General features: G+C 72.6%; 17 protein-coding genes and 1 pseudogene. 2 read left to right on the forward strand and 16 right to left on the reverse strand.

Going from position 1 to position 18982, the window contains the following annotated elements:
* Positions 1-27: 27 nt before the first annotated feature.
* From KJS59_RS02990 to KJS59_RS32100, 3 genes and pseudogenes are all read right to left on the reverse strand, one after another.
* A complete protein-coding gene (locus tag KJS59_RS02990; RefSeq protein ID WP_249713835.1) occupies positions 28-354 on the reverse strand; it encodes a DUF4190 domain-containing protein in 327 nt (108 codons plus the stop codon).
* Positions 355-646: 292 nt separating this feature from the next.
* Positions 647-1489: an SAM-dependent methyltransferase gene (locus tag KJS59_RS02995; RefSeq protein WP_376771111.1), complete on the reverse strand. Its 843-nt coding sequence runs from the start codon at positions 1487-1489 to the stop codon at positions 647-649.
* 277 nt (positions 1490-1766) lie between these two features.
* Positions 1767-2045, reverse strand: a pseudogene (locus KJS59_RS32100) (LysR substrate-binding domain-containing protein); the annotation flags it as partial.
* A gap of 40 nt (positions 2046-2085) precedes the next feature.
* Between KJS59_RS32100 and KJS59_RS03005 the strand changes: the two are divergent.
* Positions 2086-3033, forward strand: a complete 948-nt coding sequence (locus KJS59_RS03005; protein ID WP_249713820.1) for an EamA family transporter — start codon at positions 2086-2088, stop codon at positions 3031-3033.
* 71 nt (positions 3034-3104) lie between these two features.
* Here the strand turns inward: KJS59_RS03005 and KJS59_RS03010 are convergent, their stop codons facing one another.
* From KJS59_RS03010 to KJS59_RS03020, 3 genes are all read right to left on the reverse strand, one after another.
* Positions 3105-3587, reverse strand: a complete 483-nt coding sequence (locus KJS59_RS03010) for a hypothetical protein (RefSeq protein WP_213450669.1) — start codon at positions 3585-3587, stop codon at positions 3105-3107.
* Positions 3584-5188: a GMC family oxidoreductase gene (locus KJS59_RS03015; protein ID WP_213450670.1), complete on the reverse strand. Its 1605-nt coding sequence runs from the start codon at positions 5186-5188 to the stop codon at positions 3584-3586. The genes KJS59_RS03010 and KJS59_RS03015 overlap by 4 nt, the downstream gene beginning before the upstream one ends.
* Before the next feature lie 90 nt (positions 5189-5278).
* On the reverse strand, positions 5279-5977 hold the full coding sequence (locus KJS59_RS03020) for a winged helix-turn-helix transcriptional regulator (RefSeq protein WP_213450671.1): 699 nt from the start codon (positions 5975-5977) through the stop codon (positions 5279-5281).
* A gap of 136 nt (positions 5978-6113) precedes the next feature.
* On the opposite strand from KJS59_RS03020, the gene KJS59_RS03025 reads away from it, so the two are divergent.
* Positions 6114-6953: a class I SAM-dependent methyltransferase gene (locus tag KJS59_RS03025; protein WP_213450672.1), complete on the forward strand. Its 840-nt coding sequence runs from the start codon at positions 6114-6116 to the stop codon at positions 6951-6953.
* A 39-nt stretch (positions 6954-6992) separates the two neighbouring features.
* On the opposite strand, the gene KJS59_RS03030 is transcribed toward KJS59_RS03025, so the two are convergent.
* The 10 genes from KJS59_RS03030 to KJS59_RS03075 form a co-directional block, all read right to left on the reverse strand.
* Positions 6993-8198: a low temperature requirement protein A gene (locus KJS59_RS03030; protein WP_213450673.1), complete on the reverse strand. Its 1206-nt coding sequence runs from the start codon at positions 8196-8198 to the stop codon at positions 6993-6995.
* Positions 8199-8342: 144 nt separating this feature from the next.
* Positions 8343-9035, reverse strand: coding sequence for a helix-turn-helix transcriptional regulator (locus KJS59_RS03035; RefSeq protein WP_213450674.1), 693 nt, complete (start codon positions 9033-9035; stop codon positions 8343-8345).
* Between the two features lie 18 nt (positions 9036-9053).
* Positions 9054-9521, reverse strand: a complete 468-nt coding sequence (locus tag KJS59_RS03040) for a hypothetical protein (RefSeq protein WP_213450675.1) — start codon at positions 9519-9521, stop codon at positions 9054-9056.
* Entirely contained in the window at positions 9518-10942 is a 1425-nt protein-coding gene (locus KJS59_RS03045; protein ID WP_213450676.1) for a multicopper oxidase domain-containing protein, read from the reverse strand. Before KJS59_RS03045 ends, KJS59_RS03040 begins: the two co-directional genes overlap by 4 nt.
* Positions 10943-11058: 116 nt before the next feature.
* A complete protein-coding gene (locus KJS59_RS03050) occupies positions 11059-12105 on the reverse strand; it encodes a multicopper oxidase family protein (RefSeq protein ID WP_213450677.1) in 1047 nt (348 codons plus the stop codon).
* Positions 12106-12711: 606 nt separating this feature from the next.
* Positions 12712-13737: a WxL protein peptidoglycan domain-containing protein gene (locus tag KJS59_RS03055; protein ID WP_213450678.1), complete on the reverse strand. Its 1026-nt coding sequence runs from the start codon at positions 13735-13737 to the stop codon at positions 12712-12714.
* A 121-nt stretch (positions 13738-13858) separates the two neighbouring features.
* The gene (locus KJS59_RS03060; RefSeq protein WP_213450679.1) at positions 13859-15049 is read right to left on the reverse strand and encodes an Ig-like domain repeat protein; all 1191 of its coding nucleotides are present in this window, start codon (positions 15047-15049) and stop codon (positions 13859-13861) included.
* A 171-nt stretch (positions 15050-15220) separates the two neighbouring features.
* Positions 15221-16135, reverse strand: coding sequence for a phosphate ABC transporter ATP-binding protein PstB (gene pstB / locus KJS59_RS03065; RefSeq protein WP_249713821.1), 915 nt, complete (start codon positions 16133-16135; stop codon positions 15221-15223).
* Positions 16136-16202: 67 nt separating this feature from the next.
* Positions 16203-17090, reverse strand: a complete 888-nt coding sequence (locus tag KJS59_RS03070; RefSeq protein ID WP_213450680.1) for a sortase — start codon at positions 17088-17090, stop codon at positions 16203-16205.
* Positions 17091-17246: 156 nt separating this feature from the next.
* Entirely contained in the window at positions 17247-18914 is a 1668-nt protein-coding gene (locus tag KJS59_RS03075; protein WP_213450681.1) for an Ig-like domain-containing protein, read from the reverse strand.
* Positions 18915-18982 lie beyond the last annotated feature (68 nt).

The following is an 18982-nucleotide window of genomic DNA, read 5'->3' on the forward strand; positions in this document are numbered from 1 at the left end:
CACCCCGTACCGGCGGCGCCTCGGTGTCTACCGGGTGACGGTCCACGGGACGGAGGCGAACATGGTCGCCGCCATGCCGCACCAGAGAAGGATGAACAGGCCGTAGATGCTCGTGAAGACCCAGCCGACCACGATTCCCACGGTGGCCAGCTCGGATCCCCGCTCGCCGGTCTGCGCGATCTGCTGCCGCGCCTTGCGTCCGAAGTAGATGCCCAGCGGCGGGAACACCGCCACGGCGAACACCAGCGCCAGAATCGAGTACGTGTTGTACGGCGCCGGATACGGGAACGGGTACGCGTAGGGCGCATACGGTGGTGGGCCGTACGACGGGTTCGGACCCGGTGCTGGACCCAGGGCCTGAGCCGGCGGCGCGGCCACGACCGGCTCCGCTGACGGTTGGGCGGACCACGGCTGCGCCGGCAAAGGCGGCTGGCCCGGCTGGCCCGTCGGCGGCTGGTCAGTCATCGCTACCTCCCCGTGCGGCAATGGTGCGCCCAGTGTCGCAACGGCCCGCAAGCCCAGTGCGTGTCGCGCCGGTCCGCCACGACCGTACGAACTCCACAGTGGGCGGTCCCGGAGGGCGGCGCGTTGCGTAGCGGGCCGGACCGCCGCTCGCGGCCCGCGGCGCGCGAGCGGCGGGTGCCGGTCAGGGCTTGCGGGCGACCCCGCCGTAGACGGAGACCTTCGCGTCGTCGACCTCGTCGGTGCCCGGCTCCGGCCGCCACCGGGCGATCGGCTGCACGCCGGGATCGACCAACTCCAGGCCGTCGAAGAACCGCTCGATCTCGGCCTTCGAGCGGACCTGCATGGTCACCCCGGTGCGCCGGTACACCGCGGCCACGCCCTCCCAGGCCGCCGGGTCGTAGTCGCCGGTGAGGTGGGACAGGGCCAGGTAGCTACCGGACGGGAGGGCGGCCAGCAGCTCCCGCGCCAGCCGGTACGGCTCGTCCGCGTCGCCCACGAAGTGCATGATCGCGATGAGCAGCAGGCCGACGGGGCGGTCCAGGTCGATGGTCTCGCGCAGCTGCGGTGAGGACAGGATCTGGTCCACATTGCGCAGATCCGCGTCGATGTACTCGGTGCGGCCCTCGGCGCTGCTGGCCAGCAGCGCCCGGGCGTGCGCCAGCACGATCGGGTCGTTGTCCACGTAGACGACCCGCGAATCGGGCGCGACGGACTGCGCCACCTCGTGCACGTTCGGCGAGGTGGGTATGCCGGTGCCGATGTCCAGGAACTGCCGGATCCCGGCCTCGGCCGCCAGGTAGCGCACCGCCCGGCGCAGGAACGCCCGGTTCTCCCGCGGCGGGATCCGGCTGTTCGGGTTCGCCTTCATGCCCTGCTCGGCGGCGGCCCGGTCGGCCGAGAAGTTGTCCTTGCCGCCGAGCAGGAAGTCGTAGACGCGGGCGGGATGCGGGCGGTCGGTGCGCAGGTCCACCGCCGGCCGGTCGGCGTGATCGGGGTCCGGCTTCATCCAGTCCGTGCTTGACATGCCCTGCTCCCACCCTGATGACCGCTTTGGACAAGGGCATCGTAGGCCCTCGCGGTGCCTTTCGGGTCGGGCCCGGTCGAGATGTCAAGGATGGCCAGGAACGCGGTCGCCGCCGGCGTGCGGCTGAACCGGCCCCACACGACGTACTCGACCCGGCCGGCGCGTCCGTGACCTCGATCGTGACGACGCCCGTGAGCTGGGGCGTGTAGGCGAGCGGGAGCATGGCCACGCCGAGGTTCTGCCCGACGAGCCGGTCGATGAAGTCCGGGTCGCGGGCGAGTTCGTGCGCGGCGACACCGTGGGGTCGCGCCGCGGTCGGCAGCCCGAGGAAGGCCACGTCGAGGACGCCCTGCCTGACCTGCTCGATGAGCTCCTCGCTCGCGCCGACCCGCAGGCTGATGCGCACGTGCGGGTACCGCTGGTGGAACGCGCGCAGCGAGCCCGGGACGTCCGCCGCGGCAACCGTGGGGATCAGGCCGACGGCGAGCCGGCCGTAGCGCAGCTGCCGGAGTTCCACGGACCAATCTTGGAGCGAGCTCGTTCGATTGACAAACATGTGTTGGACTCATAGATCACCGCCGGGTGAGACTTCCGGCGTGACAAGTCCAGCAGCGCAGATGGGCGCCGGCGGCGGTATTCGCTCCGGCAACCTGCCCCGCACCGCCCTGACCGCGCTCGCCCCCGCGGTGTGGGGCACCACCTATGTCGTCACCACCGAACTCCTCCCGCCCGGGCACCCGCTGTTCGCGGGGCTGCTGCGCGCGTTGCCCGCCGGCCTGGTCGCCCTGGCGATCACCCGGACGCTCCCTCGTGGACGGTGGTGGGGCAAGGCCGCGGTGCTCGGCGTGCTGAACATCGGGCTGTTCCTGCCGCTGCTGTTCATCTCGGCCGAGCGCCTCCCGGGTGGCGTCGCAGCGACCCTGGGGGCGGGTCAGCCGCTCGTCGTCGCCGTCCTGGCCGTGGCCGTGCTCCACGAGCGCCTGTCCGGTTGGCGCCTCTGCTGGGGCGCGGTGGGCGCCGCCGGCGTCGGCCTGGTGGTGATCGGGCCGGACGCGGCGCTCGACGCCACCGGCATCGTCGCGGGTCTCGTGGGCGCGGCCACGATGGCGCTCGGCGTGACGCTCACCAAACGCTGGGGACGGCCCGCCGGGGTCGGCCCCACCGCCTTCGCCGGTTGGCAGCTCACCGCCGGCGGTCTGTTCCTGGTGCCCGTCACGTTCCTCGTCGAGGGAACGCCGCCCGCGATCGACCCGACCGCCGCCCTCGGCTACCTCTGGCTGGGTCTGGTCGGCGGGCTGATCACCTACGTCCTGTGGTTCCGCGGCATCACCACCCTGCCGGTCAGCTCCGTCGCGGTTCTCGCCCTGCTCTCACCGCTGGTCGCCGCCGTTCTCGGCGCCGTCCTGCTCGGGCAGACGCTCGGCCCGGTCCAACTCGTGGGGTTCGCGCTCTCGCTCGCCGCGATCGTCGCGGGGCAGCTGCCCGCACCCACCCGCTCGCGGAACTCCGCCCCAACGCCCGCACCGCAAACAGCACCGCGCTGACACACCGCCGGCCACCGTTGCAACGATCCCGCCAGACCATCCTTCGACCGCCGCAACGAGGAGGACTTGGCTCACACCCCGTCGGGCGGGAGCCGGTACCGGGGTCCGCGCCGCCGCACCGGGTCGAGGATCCCGTCGCCGATCTCCCGCAGCGCCTCGTCGGGCGCCGGCGGATCCGGGTGCTGGCCGGGGTAGCCCAGGGCGGCGCGCACGGCCGGTTCCAGGAGGTACGCGCCCGCCGCCACCGTCGACAGCGCGGCAAACATCGCCGGGTCCTCGTCGTGCAGGCGGCGCAGCCACGGCTCCAGCTCCTCCGCCGTCCCGGGTACCGCGGCGAGCGCCCGGACGATCGCGTCGAACGCCTCGGCGCGCAACGCCAGCGCGAGGTGCAGCCGCCGCGGGAACTCGGTGCACCCGCTCGGCGGCGGTACCCGCTGGTCGCCGCGGCACAGCGCGTCGGCGACCGCGACGTACCGGGCCTGTTCGGCCTCGGTCAGCGGGCGCGGCGGACGGGCGGGCGGGGGAACCGACAGCCGCTCCGGCAACCCGCTCACCGCGCGCTCCGGGCGGTGTCCGCGATGTGCCGGCCGACGCGCAGCGCCAGCGCGGTGATCGTGCTGGTCGGGTTCGCCGACCCGCCGGTGACGAAGATGCTGCCGTCGGCGATGAACAGATTGTCCGCGTCGTGGGCGCGGCCGAACGCGTCGACCACCGACCGCCGCGGATCGCTCCCCATCCGCGCCGTCCCCAGCAGGTGTCCGGGCTGGTCGGTCCAGAGTTCCACCGGCACGGTACGCACCGCGCCGGCCGCCGCGTGCAACTGCTCCATCCGGGCGACGGCGAACCCGAGCAGCTTGCGGGTGTTCTCGCTGATCCGGTAGTGGATCGCGGGCGCCGGGATGCCGCTGTCGTCGCTCCGGTCGGGGTCGAGCGTCACCCGGTTCGACTCCTCCGGCAGGTCCTCCGTGTTCGCGGCCCACAGGATGCCCCCGGCGTGCGCGCCGGCGGCCCGGAGGAAGTTCGCCCCCCACGCGGCGTCGTAGCCGAGGCGGCGCTGCGCCTCGACCGCGTTCAGCGGGCCGGGCGTCGGCAGGGCGTGCAGCTTGATCCCGCGGACGAAGTCGTGCTCCGGCCGGGTGTCGTAGAACTCCATGCTGTAGACGAGCTGGCCGGCCGGGCCCAGCCAGCTCGCCAGGTCCTCGTCGTAGAAGCCGGTGACGCTGCAGTTCGGGTGGAGCATGAGGTTCCGGCCGACCAAGCCGGAGGAGTTCGCCAGCCCGTCCGGGTGGGCCGCGGCGGCGGACAGCAGCAGCAGCCGCGGGGTGCCGACGCCGTTGGCGCACAGCACCACCGCGCGGGCCCGGGCCAGGTGCTCCACCCCGGCGCGGTCGAGCCACACCACGCCCGTCGCCCGGCCGTCGCGGCCCGTCTCGACCCGCCGGGCCCGCGCGCCGGTGACCAGCGTCGCGCCCGCCCGCAACGCGGGCGGCCAGTAGGCCAGGTCGGCGCTGGCCTTGGCGCCCTCCGGGCAGCCCCACTCGCAGGTACCCCAGCGGGTGCACCCGGCGATCTCCCCGTGCCGCCGGCTCGGGATGGCGTTCGTGCCCGGCCACCAGTGCCACCCCAGCCGGTTGGCCGCTTCGGCGGCCCTCCGCCCGGGCCCGCCGATGGGGTTCGGCGGCAGTGGATAGTCCAACCCGGGTGGGTAGGCCGGATCGCCGCCCACGCCCGCCACGCCGACGAAGCGGTCGATGGCGTCGTGGTACGGCGCCAGATCCGAGTAGCCGATCGGCCAGTCGTCGGCCACCCCGTCCAGCGACCGGACCCGGAAGTCACACGGCAGCAGCCGCGGCCACTCCATCCCGGCGAACAAGCTGGAGCCGCCCACCGCGTTGAACATCACCGGGGACAGCTCGGCACCGTCCACCCCGAGCGGGTAGTCCGACGGCAGCCGGCGGACGTTCGGGTCGTGCGCCCACCGGCGCTGGATCTCCAGTTCCCATTCGGGACCGTTGGCGGGAAAGTCGGCGGGGCGCACCCAGTCGCCCTGCTCCAGGCAGACGACCCGGAACCCGCGCCTGGCCAGGGTGCAGGTGACCACCCCGCCCGCGGGTCCGGCCCCCACCACCACGACGTCCGCATCCGGTTCTGCCATCTTCCCGACGCTGGCACACCACCGGGCTCCGGAAGGTCCGATCTGTCCAGCGGGGCGCGCCCGTCGCCCGCTCGGGCGATGGGGGCGTACTCACGACGGAACAGAGCGCTGGCCACCGGGCCGGGGTACGGCGGCGTATGCCGGCAGGGTGAACCATCGAGGCACCGCGCGGCGCAGCGCCGAGGGGCCGAGCACCTCGATCACGTCGCCGCGCAGCGCGTCGCTCCACGCCAGGTCGCCGTTCCAGATTCTGACCATGCTGCGCAGGGCGCCGGTGATCGTGACGGTCACGTCGAAGCCGGGGTCGGCGTCGCAGACGTCGACCCCGTCGCCGCTGATCACCAGCCACCAGTTCCGGGTACCGGCCGGCGCGTCGGGGAAGCGGAACTGCACCACGGTCCGCCCGTCCGGAACGACGGCGCGGTCGACGTTGCGGTGCATGTCCCACAGCAGCAGGCTGGGATCCAGATCCTGGTCGCCGAGTTCGCCGATCCAGCGCACACCCCAGACGCTGAGCGCCTCGACCACCGGGCGCAGTTCGTCACCGGCCCGGGTCAGGACGTACCGCACCTCGTTGCCCTCGACGCGCCGCTGAACGATGCCGGCGCGGACGAGCTGGTGCAGCCGCCGGGAGAGCAGCGTGGGCGACATCCGCGGCAGGCCGCGGCGCAGGTCGTTGAAGCGCTGGCTGCCGACGACCAGTTCGCGCACCAGCAGCATCGTCCAGCGTTCGTCGAGCAGTTCCATGGCTTTGGCCACCGGGCAGAACTGGTAGTAGGACGACCCCATGGCGTGAGGCTAGGGCCCCGACCGGCAGCGCGGCCAGGGGTTCGGCCAAGCCTGCCGGTACAGATCCTGTACTAGGTGGCGCCCCGGCCGCCTTCGTAGCGTCGGCTCGAACTTCCGTGCTGACGAAGGAGCTGGAATGACCACACAGAACCTCGCGGTGGCCGCCGACCGGACGCTGAAGGCCAAGCACCGCGCCATGTGGGCCTTAGGCGACTATCCGACCGTCGCCGCCGAGATCGTCCCGGACCTGGGCGCGATCCTCGTCGACGCGTGCCGGGTGGGCCCCGGCGACCGGGTGCTGGACGTGGCCGCCGGCTCCGGCAACGCCGCCATACCGGCCGCCGTGGCCGGCGCGAGCGTGGTGGCCTGCGACCTCACCCCCGAGTTGTTGGCGGCGGGGCAGGCCGTGGCCGCGCGGCGCGGTGTGCACCTGGAGTGGCAGCCGGCCGACGCGGAGGCGCTGCCGTACGCCGACGGCGAGTTCGACACCGTCCTGTCCTGTGTCGGCGTCATGTTCGCACCCCACCACCGGGCCAGCGCCCGTGAACTGCTGCGGGTCTGCCGCCCCGGCGGCACGATCGGCCTGCTCAACTGGACGCCGGAGGGGTTCATCGGCCAACTGTTCGCGACGATGAAGCAGTACGTGCCCCCACCCCCGCCCGGCGCGCAGCCCCCGCCGCTGTGGGGCAGCGAGGAGCACGTCCGTGCGTTGCTCGACGACCAGGTCAGCGACGTCGCGACACGCCGGCAGACCCTCACGGTGGACCGGTTCGCCGATCCCGCCGGGTTCCGTGACTACTTCAAGGCCAACTACGGGCCGACGGCCGCCGCGTACGCCGGGCTCGCCGGCGACCCCGAGCGGGTGGCCGCGCTGGACCGCGACCTCGCCGAGCTGGCCCGGCGCCACGACGAGGGTACGGGGAAGACCGTCATGCGGTGGGAGTACCTGCTCGTCACGGCGCGCAAGCGCGGCTGACGCCGGGGCGTCCACCGCCGCCCGGGCGGGTGCGGGTCGTCAGACGGGCGGGGTGGGAGCTTCGAGTGGTTTCTTGCGGGCCCGTGCGGCGTCCGTGGCGGCGATCCCGGCCAGGATCACCGCCGCGGTAAGGGCGACGAGCACGGGTGGCATGAAGACCATCAGCGGGGCGGCCAGCGCGAGCAACAGGATTCCGATCACCCGGGGGCGGGAGACCCGCGCGAACACCACGTACTCGAAGCGGGCGCGGCCGGCGATGAACAGGGCGGGACCGCCGAGGATGACCACGATCCAGGCGTCCTCGATGTGGCCGAGCGGTCTGGGGATGACGAGTTCGTAGCCGACGGCGGTGATGATGATGCCCAGGACCATGATCCCGTGGGTGAAGGCGGCCACCCGGCCGAGGTGGGTCGGGTTCTGGGACGCGGCGATGGCGTCGGCGAGAATCTGCCCGGCCCGGTAGAAGTAGATCCGCCACAGCAGCACGGTGGTCGCGAAGCCGATCACGAACGCGGAGGTGGACTCCACGTCGTACAGGCCCCGGGTGTAGGCGATCGCGAGCGCCAGGACGGATTCACCGAGGGCGATCAGGAGGAACTGGCGGTACCGGTCGGCCAGGTGCGCGGGGGCGGACGCCCACACGGTCACGCGCAGCCGGCCGAGCCCGGGCACCGGCCACCCGAACCGCGCCGCCAGGTAGTCCCCGGCGGCGGCGGCGATCCAGAGCCAGACCCGGGTCGGGTCGGGGGCGACCGCACCGGCGAGCCACAGGGCGCCGGTCAGGGCGAACCAGACGAGTTCGCGCGCCGAGGTCCGCTGGTGTTCGTGCCCGCGCAGGACGACCACGAAGACGAGGGACCGGCCGACCTGAATGACGACGTACGCCACGGCGAAGGCCAGCCCGCCGGTGCCGAACGCGGTGGGCAGCGCGGCCGACATGATCAGGACGCCGAACACGGTCCCGATGACCACGGCCTGCACCCGCAGGCGGCGCGGGTCGAACCGGGCGGTGGTCCACGCGGTCAGCGTCCACACCCAGGTCAGCGGCATCAGCAACAGCAGGGTCTGGCCCACCCCCGGGAGGACGCCCCATCCTTCCGCGATGCCGGGGCGTTCCAGTTGCGCGGTGATCCGCAACCCGACCCGCTGGATGACGAAGACGAAGGCCAGGTCGAAGAAGAGTTCCAGGAACGTCGCCTGCTGTGGGCTCTCACCTTTCCTGAGCAGGTCCGACCTGCCTGCCATGTCGCCAGCCCACTCTGCCTCTGCGCCGACCCGTCAAGCGGTCACACTGCCATGCCGCGGCGGCGGTGCCGACCAAACCGGGCGGACTCACACCGACGGACCGCGGAGAAGAACCGTGCGGGACAACCGGGCAGCTGGCCCGCGTCAGCCGGCCGGCGCGGAGCGGGGACGCAGGTGGGCCAGGCACAGCGAGGGCTGCACGAACGGCTCCAGCCGGTCGGCGACCCACGGGGCGCGCGTCTCCGCGAGCGCCCCCCGCATCAGACCCAGGTGTAACGAACACACCACCTCGCGGTGCTCCTCGGCGACCTCCCGGAACGGGCAGTGCCGCAGCGGAATCACCGGGTTCGCCGGATCACCGGGCTCACCCGGATCGAACCCGAGATCGGCCAGCACCGTCGACAGGCGGCGCACGCCCTCCGCCGCGTCGACCCGCTGCGACGGTGCCGGCCGGTCCACCAGGTAGCGCCCCCATGCCTCACCGGCCGTCACGGCGGCCCGGGCGGGCTCGGGAAGCGCCTCGGTGACGACGCTGGTCAACATCTCGGCCAGCAGCCGGTAGCTGCGCTGGCCCGCCGGCACGTTGCTGGCGACCGCGCTGTACACGATCCGGGGACGGCCGGGCAGGCGGCGATCCTCGGTCTCCCGCTCGGCGAGACCCGCATCGACCAGCCCGTCCAGGTGGAACCGGGCCGTGTTCCGATGCAGGCCACTACGCTGCGCAACCTCTTGGACCGCCACCGGTTCCCCGGCCGCCCGCAGCACCTCCAGCACCCGACCGCGGCTGTCGCCCAGCACCGGGGCCGGATCGGGGTCGTTCAACGCCTGCTTTAACACGCGGCCAGTTTAGCCGAGCTAACTAGTAGAAACCGGGGACGACGCCGGCCGTCGGGTCGCGGCCCACAGCGCCGCGACCACGGCGATGATCGCCACCGCCTCGGCGAGGACGCAGAACACGTCGATGGAGCCGACCGCCTCGGGCTCGCCCGCCCGCGGCCCGAGGGGAATGCCGGCGGTACGGCTGAGGACCCACAGGCCGATCGCGGCGGCGTTCACCGCCGCGCCGAGCATGAGCAGCCACCGGCGCGGGTCGGCCCAGACCGCGGCGGACCAGATCAACTGGAACGCCCCGAGCAGGGTGAAGAACACCGCATAGCCGACCCACTCGGTCCGGTGCTCCGGCACCACCGCGTAGTGGATCAAGCCGGCCAGCACGGAGGATACGGCGGCGAGGGCGAACAGCGTGGTGCCGCGCGGGGCGGTGGCCGGCACGGCCGGAACCGTCGCCGCGGTCGTGCCGGTGGGGTGCGTCGTGGCGCTCACCTGGTGCCTCCTACCTCGAAGATGCCGAGCGCGCCGTGCGACATGTTCATCATCTTGTGCGTGATGAACGGGTAGCTCCCGGCGTCCGGCAGGGTGAACTCGACGAAGCCGCCCTGGGTGGGCTGCAGGTCGAGGGTTTGCGAACCGCCCTGTTCGGCGTTGCCGGGGCGCAACCGGTAGGCGCCCTCCTTCCACACGGTGTCGAAGATCGTGCCGACGACGTGGAAGGCCATGTTCTCGTTGGGGCCGGCGTTGTCCAGCCAGACCCGCACCCGGGAACCGGGAGCGACCTTGATCGGGGCGAGGGCGTACTGGTTGTAGTAGCCGTTGAAGACGACCGCGTCCTGGTCGCCGGCCAGCATCTTCTTCAGGTCGCCGGGCTGGCCCTGCGGCCCGAGGTGCAACTCGGACTGGACCAGGACGATCTCCTTATCCACCTTGGCCAGCTTCGGCGGGTCGACGACGACGGCGCCGTACATGCCGTTGCCCATGTGGTAGATCATCGGGTCGGCCCCGCAGTGGTACGTGAAGATGCCGGCGAACTGGGCCTTGAACTGGTAGTCCAGCGACTCGCCCGGCTTGATCGTCCGCATCTCGACGTTCGGCGCGACCTTCGAGGCGTGGAAGTCGATGGAGTGCTCCATCGTGCCGTCGTTGACCAGGTGGATGGTGAACACGTCGCCGACCCTGCCGTGCAGGACCGGGCCGGGTGCGGTGCCGTTGTAGGTCCACCGGACCTGCTTGACGCCCGGCGCGACCTCCAGGATCTTCTCCTGGACGCGCAGGGTGACATCGTGCGTCGTGCCGCCCTCGGCGGGCTGGAGCGTCGGGTCGACGGGCTTCCAGTCGGCCGCCGGCTTGGCGCTGGCATCGATCGTCGTGTCGTTGCTGCCGGTGCCGTCCGCCGCGCCGCGGGCGGCCACGGCCTGCGCCGGCTCGCCCTCGATGGTGATCGGCAGCAGCATGCCCGCGTCCTTGTGGCCCGCCACCAGGCACCACGCCTGGGTGGACCTGCTGATCACGCCCCAGTGCCAGGTCGCCGACTCGCCCGGGTCCAGCAGCGGGGTGTCCGCGCCCTCCAGTGCGAGCGTGTGCTGCTGATTTCCCTTGTTGAAGACGTTGACCGTCACGTCCGCGCCGCGCGGCACGCTGATCGAGGGTGGCTTGACGTACATGTCGCCCAGCTCGATGTCGAAGCTGAGCTTCTTTCCGGCGCCCGGGGCGGCGGCGCCGGCGGCGGACGTCTGCCCCGACGCGGCCATGGTCAGGCCGCTGCCCGGGGCGAATCCGATGAGCGCGAACCCGACGAGCAGGCCGAGCGCGACGCCGCCGGTGAGCATCGGGAACAGGGAGCCGAACCACGCCGCGATGCCACCGCGACCGGCCGGGCCTGGGGGTGGCGGTTCCGGGGAGTCCGGCACCGGAGTGTTTGCTGAGTTGCTGAGCACGGTGGACCTCCAAATCGCACGCCACGCCACGGTGGGAGCGAAGAAACAGCGGGGACGAGGAAGGGGAGCGACGGACCCGTACCGCGGGGTCAGGAGACGCGCATCGCGGTGACCAGGCCGAACATTCCCTCCGACCCTTCCGCGTGCGGGAAGATGTGGCAGTGGAAGGCCCAGATGCCCTTGGCGTCGGCCTTGACCAGAACCGTGTAGCGCTCGCCGGGCGACACCGGGACGGTGTCCGCCCGGTACGGCGCCGGGAGCGGGAACCCGTCCTTGGCGATCACCAGTTGATCGAGCCCGTGCAGGTGCATCGGGTGCTCCATGGTGCCCACGTTGATGTACGTGATCTCGACCCAGTCGCCGAGGTGCGCGTCGACCGGCTTGGTGGCCGGGAACGACTTCCCGTTGATCGTCATGCCCATCGTGCCGGCGTCCTGCAACTGCATCAGCACGACCTGCTTCGGCTTGATGTCGTTCGGCGTCTGGATCTCACCCACCTCGATGGCCCCGTACAGGCCGCTGGTCACCTGCTTGGTGCCGTCGTGGTGGGAGTGGTACCAGGTGACCATCGGCCGGGTGGCGTCCCAGGTGTACGTGTAGCTCTTGCCCGGCGGGATCGGGTCCTGGGTCATGCCCGACACACCGTCCATGTCGTTGGGTACCTGCATGCCGTGCCAGTGCACGCTGGTCGACTCGGGCAGCTTGTTCTCGACCACGATCTTGACCTTGTCGCCGACGTTCAGGTGGATCGTCGGGCCCGGCACCGTCGCGTTGAAGGCCCACGCCTCGACGGTCTTGCCCGGCTCGGTCTCCCAGGTCGTCGGCGCGGCCGTGAGGTGGAACTCCTTGGTGCCGTCGGCGAGCACGGTGGGCGTGAGATCCTTGCCACCCTCGCCCCGGGTGGCCGCGGGGAACGATCTGTCCCGCTTGGCCATCTGCTCGTCCATGGTCTGCCAGTCCACGGCTCCGCCGTGGTCCGAGTGGTTGGTTCCCGCCGTCGAGGACGACTCGGTGCCGGCCGCCGCGGCGGTGTCGGCCACCCCGGACGCGCCGGTCGCCTCGCGCGGGGCGAGCCAGACCGGGACCGCGAGGGCGGTGGCGAAGGCGACCGCCATCGCCAAGAGCTGTCTTCTCACCATGACACCCTCTCTGGTGGCGTTTTAACCAGTCGGCTCGTTTTTACTACGCCGATCGTTAAAAGTGAAGGAGGCGGATGTCACACATCGCGCACACCGGACGGTCGCCACCGGTGCTGTCCCGCTTCCCAACGGGAGTGGCCGGGGTCCGACGCGTCGGACCCCGGCCACCATGCGAGTGCCGGTTTCAGCGGGGCGAAGACCGCCGGCGGCCGAGGCGGCGTAGCGCCAGGCCGGCGCCCACCAACGCGACACCGATCAGGACGATGAGGACCGTGGCCGTGCCGGTCCGCGCCAACGGGCCCCCAGGCTTACCCGGGGGCGAGCCGCTCGGCGTCGGTTCCGGCTCCGTCCGGCTCGGCGACGGCGCCGACGACGCGGTCCGGGTCGGCGTTGCGGACGGGGTCGGTGGCGTGCCGCCGGGCGACGGGGCGATCACCACATTGAGTTCGACCGATGACCCGTCCCGGGACGAGGTGGGCTGGGCGGCCGGCCCCGGTGCCCCGAGAGCCGGCGGGGCGACCACGAGGACCGAAAGCAGCAACCCCACCGCCACCGCCAGTCGGGTGCTCCGCCTTGCCCAGGCATCGGGTCCCCCGGGCACGGTCAACTCCCGACCGCCGCGGCCGGGGCATCCGTCCACAGGCCGCCCGAGGGCTCGGCCGGCGCGCGCCTGAGGCGGCGCCGCAGCAGCCACACCACCAGCCCGATCAGGAGCAGTCCGACGGCGGCGAGGACCATCCAGGGTGGCGCCCACACCCCCGCCGACCGGGACACCGGCTCCAACTCCCGGTCGGTGGTGCGCGGAATGAAGTTGACCACCACGGTCAGCCGGCCGGCCGGGAACACGGAGTCGAGCGTCCGGGTGAGGCGCACCTCGGAGTCCGGCAGCAGCTCCGGGATGTCGATCGTCTCGCTACTGGCCACCCGCGCGCCGAACGGACCGGTCACCTGCACCCGGGCCGAGCCGGCCACCCGGATGTTGCCGGTGTTGGCGATCCGGTAGGTCACCGTCATCCGGCCACCCGGCACCGGTACGACCGGGTTGTCGTACCGCACGTCGAGGGCGCTGATGGTGGTGGCCGCCGACAGCTTCCCGGGGATCCGCAGGTACACCCGGGCCGCGACGCGTCGCTCGACGCTCACCCGCTGCCCCTTCTCGTTGACGGCGTCCTCGGTCGCCGAGGCGATCAGGCCGCCGATGTGGTCGCCGGCTGGCGCGTTGCGGGGCACGGCCAGTTGCCACGGGATCTCCGCCCGCTTGCCGGCGGGAACGACCAGTTCCCTGGCCGGCAACGTGATCCACGTGCCCACGTCCGCCGGCCGCCGGTCGGCGGGGAGCAGGGCGAACCCGCCGTCGGTGGCGGTGAACGCGTCCGTGGCGTACAGGTTCAGCCGCAGCGGCTTGCCGCCCAGGTTGCGCACCGACACCCAGTCGGTGATCTGCTCGCCCGGGGAGAGCTGGTAGTCGAACTGCTGGCGCCCCCTGGGACCGCTCGGGCTCGATGGCACGACGCTCCACTTGAGTTCGTCACCCGCGGGCGCCGCCCTGGCCGGTGCGGCCGGGGCCAGGGTGACCAGCATGGCGGCGGCGGCCAGGGCGCCGGCCCAGGTGCGGCGGGAACGGGTCATGGTTGGCTCCGGTGGGTCGATCGCTGAACGAGGTGTGGCGGAGGTGCCGCGGAGTCCATCCCGCGGTACCTCCGCCCCAGGCTCCGGAGCCGGATCGGTCCGGCTCCGGTCACGCCTGGAATCAGGCCAGGGTCAGGGTCAGGGTCGCCGCGTACTCACCCGGCGGGACGTCGTCCGGGATCGACAGGCTGAGGTCGGCGCCGCAGGTGAAGACGCCCGCGCTGGTGCCCAAGGTGGCCGAGCACAGGGTCCGGGTGTCGCCCAGGTTGGCGGCCGCGCCCGCGGTCACCGCACCGGAGCCGCTGGTCTTGGCCGCGGACGGGTTCCACGAGAGGTTGCCGCTGGCGATCGTGTTGCCAGCGCTGGCGAAGTCCGCCAGCTGGCCGGTCAGGTTCCAACCGAGGTTGGTGCCCCGCAGGTCGGTGACGGTGGCCGCCGGCAGGGCGCCGGTGGCGGTGCCGCCGACGGTGCCGCCGGCGAGCGAGGTGGTCGGGCTGGCCACGGCCAGCGAGAACGCACCCGGGTCCACGTCAGCGACGATCTCCACATCGGTGCTGATCGCGCCGGCGGGCTGGTTGACGGTGAACGGGACGGTGCCCGACGCCGACGCCTTGAACGCGGTGGCGTCGCTCGGCGAGAAGGCGGCGGACAGGTTGACCGTGCCGACCGGCAGCGCGGTGGTGGCGAAGGTGGCCACGCCGTCGCTGACCGGGGCCGAGCCGAGCACGTTGGCACCGCGGCGGAACTCCACCGTGCCGGCGGCGTTGGCCGGGGTCACCGTGGCGGTGAGGGTGACCTCGGCGCCCTGGTCGACCGGGCCGGCCGGCGCGACGGCGAGGCTGGTGGCGGTCTCCTCGGCCACCGGCACCCGCCAGGTGTCACCGGAGACGACGATCGAGGTGCGGAACTCGTCGACGTGCCGACCCTCGGTGAGGCTGTAGCACTCCATCACGATCCACCACTCACCCTCGCCCGGAGCACCACCCAGCGCCGCCGTGAACGAACGGTTCGGGTTGATCGTCACCGGCCCCTCGTCGTAACCGCCACCACCCAACACCGGAGCCAGGTTCGAGTACGGACCACCCGGACGACCCACCCGAAGGTTGGCGTTCTCGCCATAACCCTGCGGACAGGCCGAACTGCGCGCCTCGGCGAACATGGGACTGGCGCTGACCGAGCCGCTGGTCTCGCTCAACACGACATCGCCGAGCGACGCGGCCATGGCCGGGGCGGCGACACCGACCAGCACCCCGGCCGACACCGTGGCCGCCCCCAGCAGCGCTGCTGCGCGAGCGAGCGCACGCTTCTTCATGGATCACTCTCCTCTATGCGGGTGATACCGGCCGAGCCAGCACGGCCCGACCCGGAAACAGGCTCCTGACCGGCCATGACCCGGCATGCAGGCCAATGCCTCCGCCGAACGTGCGGCAGGCGAATTTCCGGTGTTCGCGGGTCGGCCGAATGGCCGGCGCGAAATGGCGCATCACCCGAACCGTCCGGTCACGTAATCGTGGGTCCGCTGATCCTGCGGGTTCTCGAAGAGCGCCGCCGTGGGGCCGTGTTCGACAATTACCCCGGGGGTTCCGTGGGCGGCCAGGAAAAAGGCGCACCGGTCGGATACCCGGGCGGCCTGTTGCATATTGTGGGTCACGATCACGATGGTGACCTCGGGGGCCAGTTCGGCGATCGTCTCCTCGATGCGGCGGGTCGACGTCGGGTCGAGGGCCGAACACGGCTCGTCCATCAGCAGGACCCGGGGGCGCACCGCCAGCGCCCGGGCGATGCACAGCCGCTGCTGCTGCCCACCGGAGAGGGCGCCGCCGGGCTGCCGGAGCCGGTCCCGGACCTCCTTCCACAGGCCCGCCTTGGTCAGCGTCTCCTCGACCAGTTCGTCCCGCCGGGCCCGGGTCACCCTGGTACCGGTCAGTTTCAGGCCGGCCACCACGTTGTCGTAGATGGACATCGCGGGAAACGGGTTCGGTTTCTGGAACACCATGCCGACCTGCCGGCGGGCGTCGGTGATCCGCCGCTCCGGCGCGTACAGGTCCCGGTCGTCCAGCAGCACCGCACCGGCCAGGGCCGCACCCGGAACCAGCTCGTGCATCCGGTTGAGGATCCGCAGGAAGGTCGACTTGCCGCAGCCCGAGGGGCCGATCAACGCGGTCACCCGGCCGGCCGGCATGGTCAGCGAAACTCGGTCCAGCACCTTGCGGTCACCGAACCAGGCGGTGATCGACCGGGCGTCGAGCGTGGCGGGCGGCGTCGCCGCGGCCGCCGCCCCGGCGGTGGCCGGGGCGGTCGCGGCCGCCACCCCGACCGTCGGCGGCGGGCGGGTCGCCGCGCCGACCGGTGCCAGGTCGGCCAGTGTCGGCGGGGTCACGTCGGTGTCGCTGGTCATGGTGGCTTGCCCTTCGATACTCGCTTCGACGCCCACAGGGGTTCGATGCCCAGACAAAGTCCGGCGGTCAGAGAAGGTTCGGCAGGAGACCGGCCGCCTGGTCGGCGGCGGCCAGCGCGAGCGCCCCCAGCACCGGCACGCCCACGAGCCAGGTCTGCCACCGGCCCCACCGGAGCCGGAAGTAGGTGAGCCCGAGCGCGGCCAGCAGCAGCGCCTGGCCCCACAGCATGAGCGGCGTCCAGGCGCCCGGGTCGGTGCCCATCACCTGCTCGGCGGCCGGCAGCGACGCCGCGCCGAAGACTCGGCGCGGGGCCGGCCGCACCGGCGACACCAGGTCCGCGTCGACGCGGAGGCTGTCCTCCGGCATGAAGGCCGGCCCGAGCGCGGTGATGAGGGTCAGCCGGCCCGCGTTCGCCGCCGGGGGCTGCGGGACGGGATCACCCGGCCGGCGCGGGCCGATGACCCGATACTGGTGCCGCTCGTCGCTTTGGCCGGTGGTCACGAAGATCAGGTCGCCGGGCAGCAGCAGGTCCAGGTCCCGGAACGGGGCGCCGTACGCCGCCCGGCGACCCATGACGACGCTGGCACCGGCCTGTCCGGGTAGGACGGTGTCCCGGCGGTGCCCCGGTCCGGACCGGAGCACGTCCCCGCTGGTTCCCTCGAAGACGACCGCGTGCAGCCCGATGGCCGGCACGTCGAGCACGGCGACCGCGGTACCCGGGTCGACGAGCTTCTCCCGTCCGGTGGCGAAGTCCACCCGGGTCTGCCCCACCGGGGCCGTGCCGCGGGCGAGTTCGGCGCGGAAGTCCGCGTACGCGACCTGTTGCGTCCGCTGGTACTGCAACTGCGAGATGACCGTCAGGTGCGCCACCAGCGCGAGGATGAGCACGGCGAGGATGGTCACCGCCGCGCCGGGCAGCACGAGGGCGAGCCGAGGACCGCCGGCGGCCCGCACCGGCGGGTCGGATCCACCGTCCGACGGCGGAACCGGTGCGGCGGCCGGCGGTGGACCGGATCCGCCGGTGGGGGCCGGGACCGGTCCCGCCGGCGGATCCGGCGGCGCCGGTCGGGGCTCGGTCGTCGCCGTTGCCATGTCCGTGGCTCTCTTTCCTCAGGTGCCGCTGCCGGCGGCGTCCGGCCAGGCGACGGGCTCGGCGGGCGACCGGCGGCGACCGGCCACCATGGCGACCGTCCCGACCCCCACGAGGGCGAGCCCGACGAACCCGATCGCGACCAGCGGGGCACCGGTGCGCGGGAGCTTGCCGCCGCCTCCCCCACCGCCGTCGCCGTCGTCGTCATCATCGCCGTCGTCATCGCCGTCATCGTCACCGTCGTCGGCCGCGGTGACCTGGAGCGACGCGACGGCCGACTCGGAGGCGACGTGATCGGGGGTCTGCGGCACGTACACCGCCTTGAGTTGGTGGTCGCCGACGGCGAGCGTGGACGTGATCAGCGTTGCCGTACCGCCGCTGAGCTGCGTGCTGCCGAGTTCCGTGGCGCCGTCGAGGAAGCGCACCGCCCCGGTGGCCGCCGCCGGCGACACCGTCGCGGTCAGGGTGATCGGCGTCCCCTCCTGCTGCGACCCGTCCGGGGACACGGTGAGCGTCGTGGTGGTGGACGTGGCGGGCCCGGCACCCGTACCGATCTGGAAGGTCGGGGTCGAGGCCGGCGCCGACCGCTTGTACGCGGTCGGGTCGTCAGGGACGAAGGCCGCCCGGAAGACGTACGAACCGGAGCTCAGCGGCCCGGTGGTGTACTCGGCCGGGCCCGCGCTCACCGTGACCTCACCCAGCGTGACTACCGGCTTACCCGGCGCCTGGTCGGCCAGCTCGAAGCGCATCGTGCCGGCCGCCTCGGTGTGGTCCACCGCGGCGGTGATCGTGACCTTCGTGCCGGCCGGCTGGGGGCTCTGCTTGTCCAGCGAGACCGTGACCGTGGTGGCCACCGCGTCGCCCACGTCCCGCACGTTGATCTCGCCGGGCGGGTCCGCGGAGGAACCCAGGTGCGCCTCGTCGGCCGGCACGAACGTCGCGTGGATCTGGTGCTTGGCGCCGTCGATGTTCCTCGGCAGGTCCGAGACGGTCAGGACCGCCGTTCCGTCGGTGACCGGCACCTCGCCGAGGTCGGCGGTCTCGGTGCCGTTGACCACGGGCGTGCGCCGCTTGAAGATCACTTTTCCGGCGGCGGCCGGCTCGACGGTCGCGGTGATGGTGACCGGGGTGCCGACCTCGACCGAGCCGGACGGTTCGATGCGCAGCTTCGTGGTGGTCGGCGTCGCCTCCGGGCCGCAGGTCGCGCGGGCCTGCCAGGTGTCCGCGCAGACGACGATCGAGGTGCGGAACTCGTCGACGTGCCGACCCTCGGTGAGGCTGTAGCACTCCATCACGATCCACCACTCACCCTCGCCCGGAGCACCACCCAGCGCCGCCGTGAACGAACGGTTCGGGTTGATCGTCACCGGCCCCTCGTCGTAACCACCACCACCCAACACCGGAGCCAGGTTCGAGTACGGACCACCCGGACGACCCACCCGAAGGTTGGCGTTCTCCCCGTAGCCCTTCGGGCAGGCCGCGCTGCGCGCCTCGGCGAACATGGGGTTGTCCGTGACCAGGCCGCCCTGCTGCGGCCCGCCGCCGGCGCCCCGGACGTCCACCGCGCCGAGCGACGCCGCGGCGGCGGGCCCGGCGAGGATCGCCAGCATCCCGCCGGCCACCGCCACCACGGACAGCACGAAGACCGTGGCGAGCACGGCGACGTGGACGCGTCTCGGGCTGTTCATCTGCACTCCGTTCGGGATGGTCGGCGGATGTCGGCGACGAGCGGGCCGGGCGGGCCGGAAGCCCACCC

The organism is Rhizomonospora bruguierae, assembly GCF_018397995.1.
In the GTDB taxonomy this organism is placed as follows: domain Bacteria; phylum Actinomycetota; class Actinomycetes; order Mycobacteriales; family Micromonosporaceae; genus Rhizomonospora; species Rhizomonospora bruguierae.

Bases quoted from the DNA above. Each gene is read 5' to 3' on its own strand.
- KJS59_RS02995 (WP_376771111.1), bottom strand. From the start codon at position 1,489: ATGTCAAGCACGGACTGGATGAAGCCGGACCCCGATCACGCCGACCGG.
- KJS59_RS03015 (WP_213450670.1), bottom strand. From the start codon at position 5,188: ATGGCAGAACCGGATGCGGACGTCGTGGTGGTGGGGGCCGGACCCGCG.
- KJS59_RS03020 (WP_213450671.1), bottom strand. From the start codon at position 5,977: ATGGGGTCGTCCTACTACCAGTTCTGCCCGGTGGCCAAAGCCATGGAA.
- KJS59_RS03025 (WP_213450672.1), top strand. From the start codon at position 6,114: ATGACCACACAGAACCTCGCGGTGGCCGCCGACCGGACGCTGAAGGCC.
- KJS59_RS03030 (WP_213450673.1), bottom strand. From the start codon at position 8,198: ATGGCAGGCAGGTCGGACCTGCTCAGGAAAGGTGAGAGCCCACAGCAG.
- KJS59_RS03055 (WP_213450678.1), bottom strand. From the start codon at position 13,737: ATGACCCGTTCCCGCCGCACCTGGGCCGGCGCCCTGGCCGCCGCCGCC.
- KJS59_RS03060 (WP_213450679.1), bottom strand. From the start codon at position 15,049: ATGAAGAAGCGTGCGCTCGCTCGCGCAGCAGCGCTGCTGGGGGCGGCC.
- pstB (WP_249713821.1), bottom strand. From the start codon at position 16,135: ATGACCAGCGACACCGACGTGACCCCGCCGACACTGGCCGACCTGGCA.
- KJS59_RS03075 (WP_213450681.1), bottom strand. From the start codon at position 18,914: ATGAACAGCCCGAGACGCGTCCACGTCGCCGTGCTCGCCACGGTCTTC.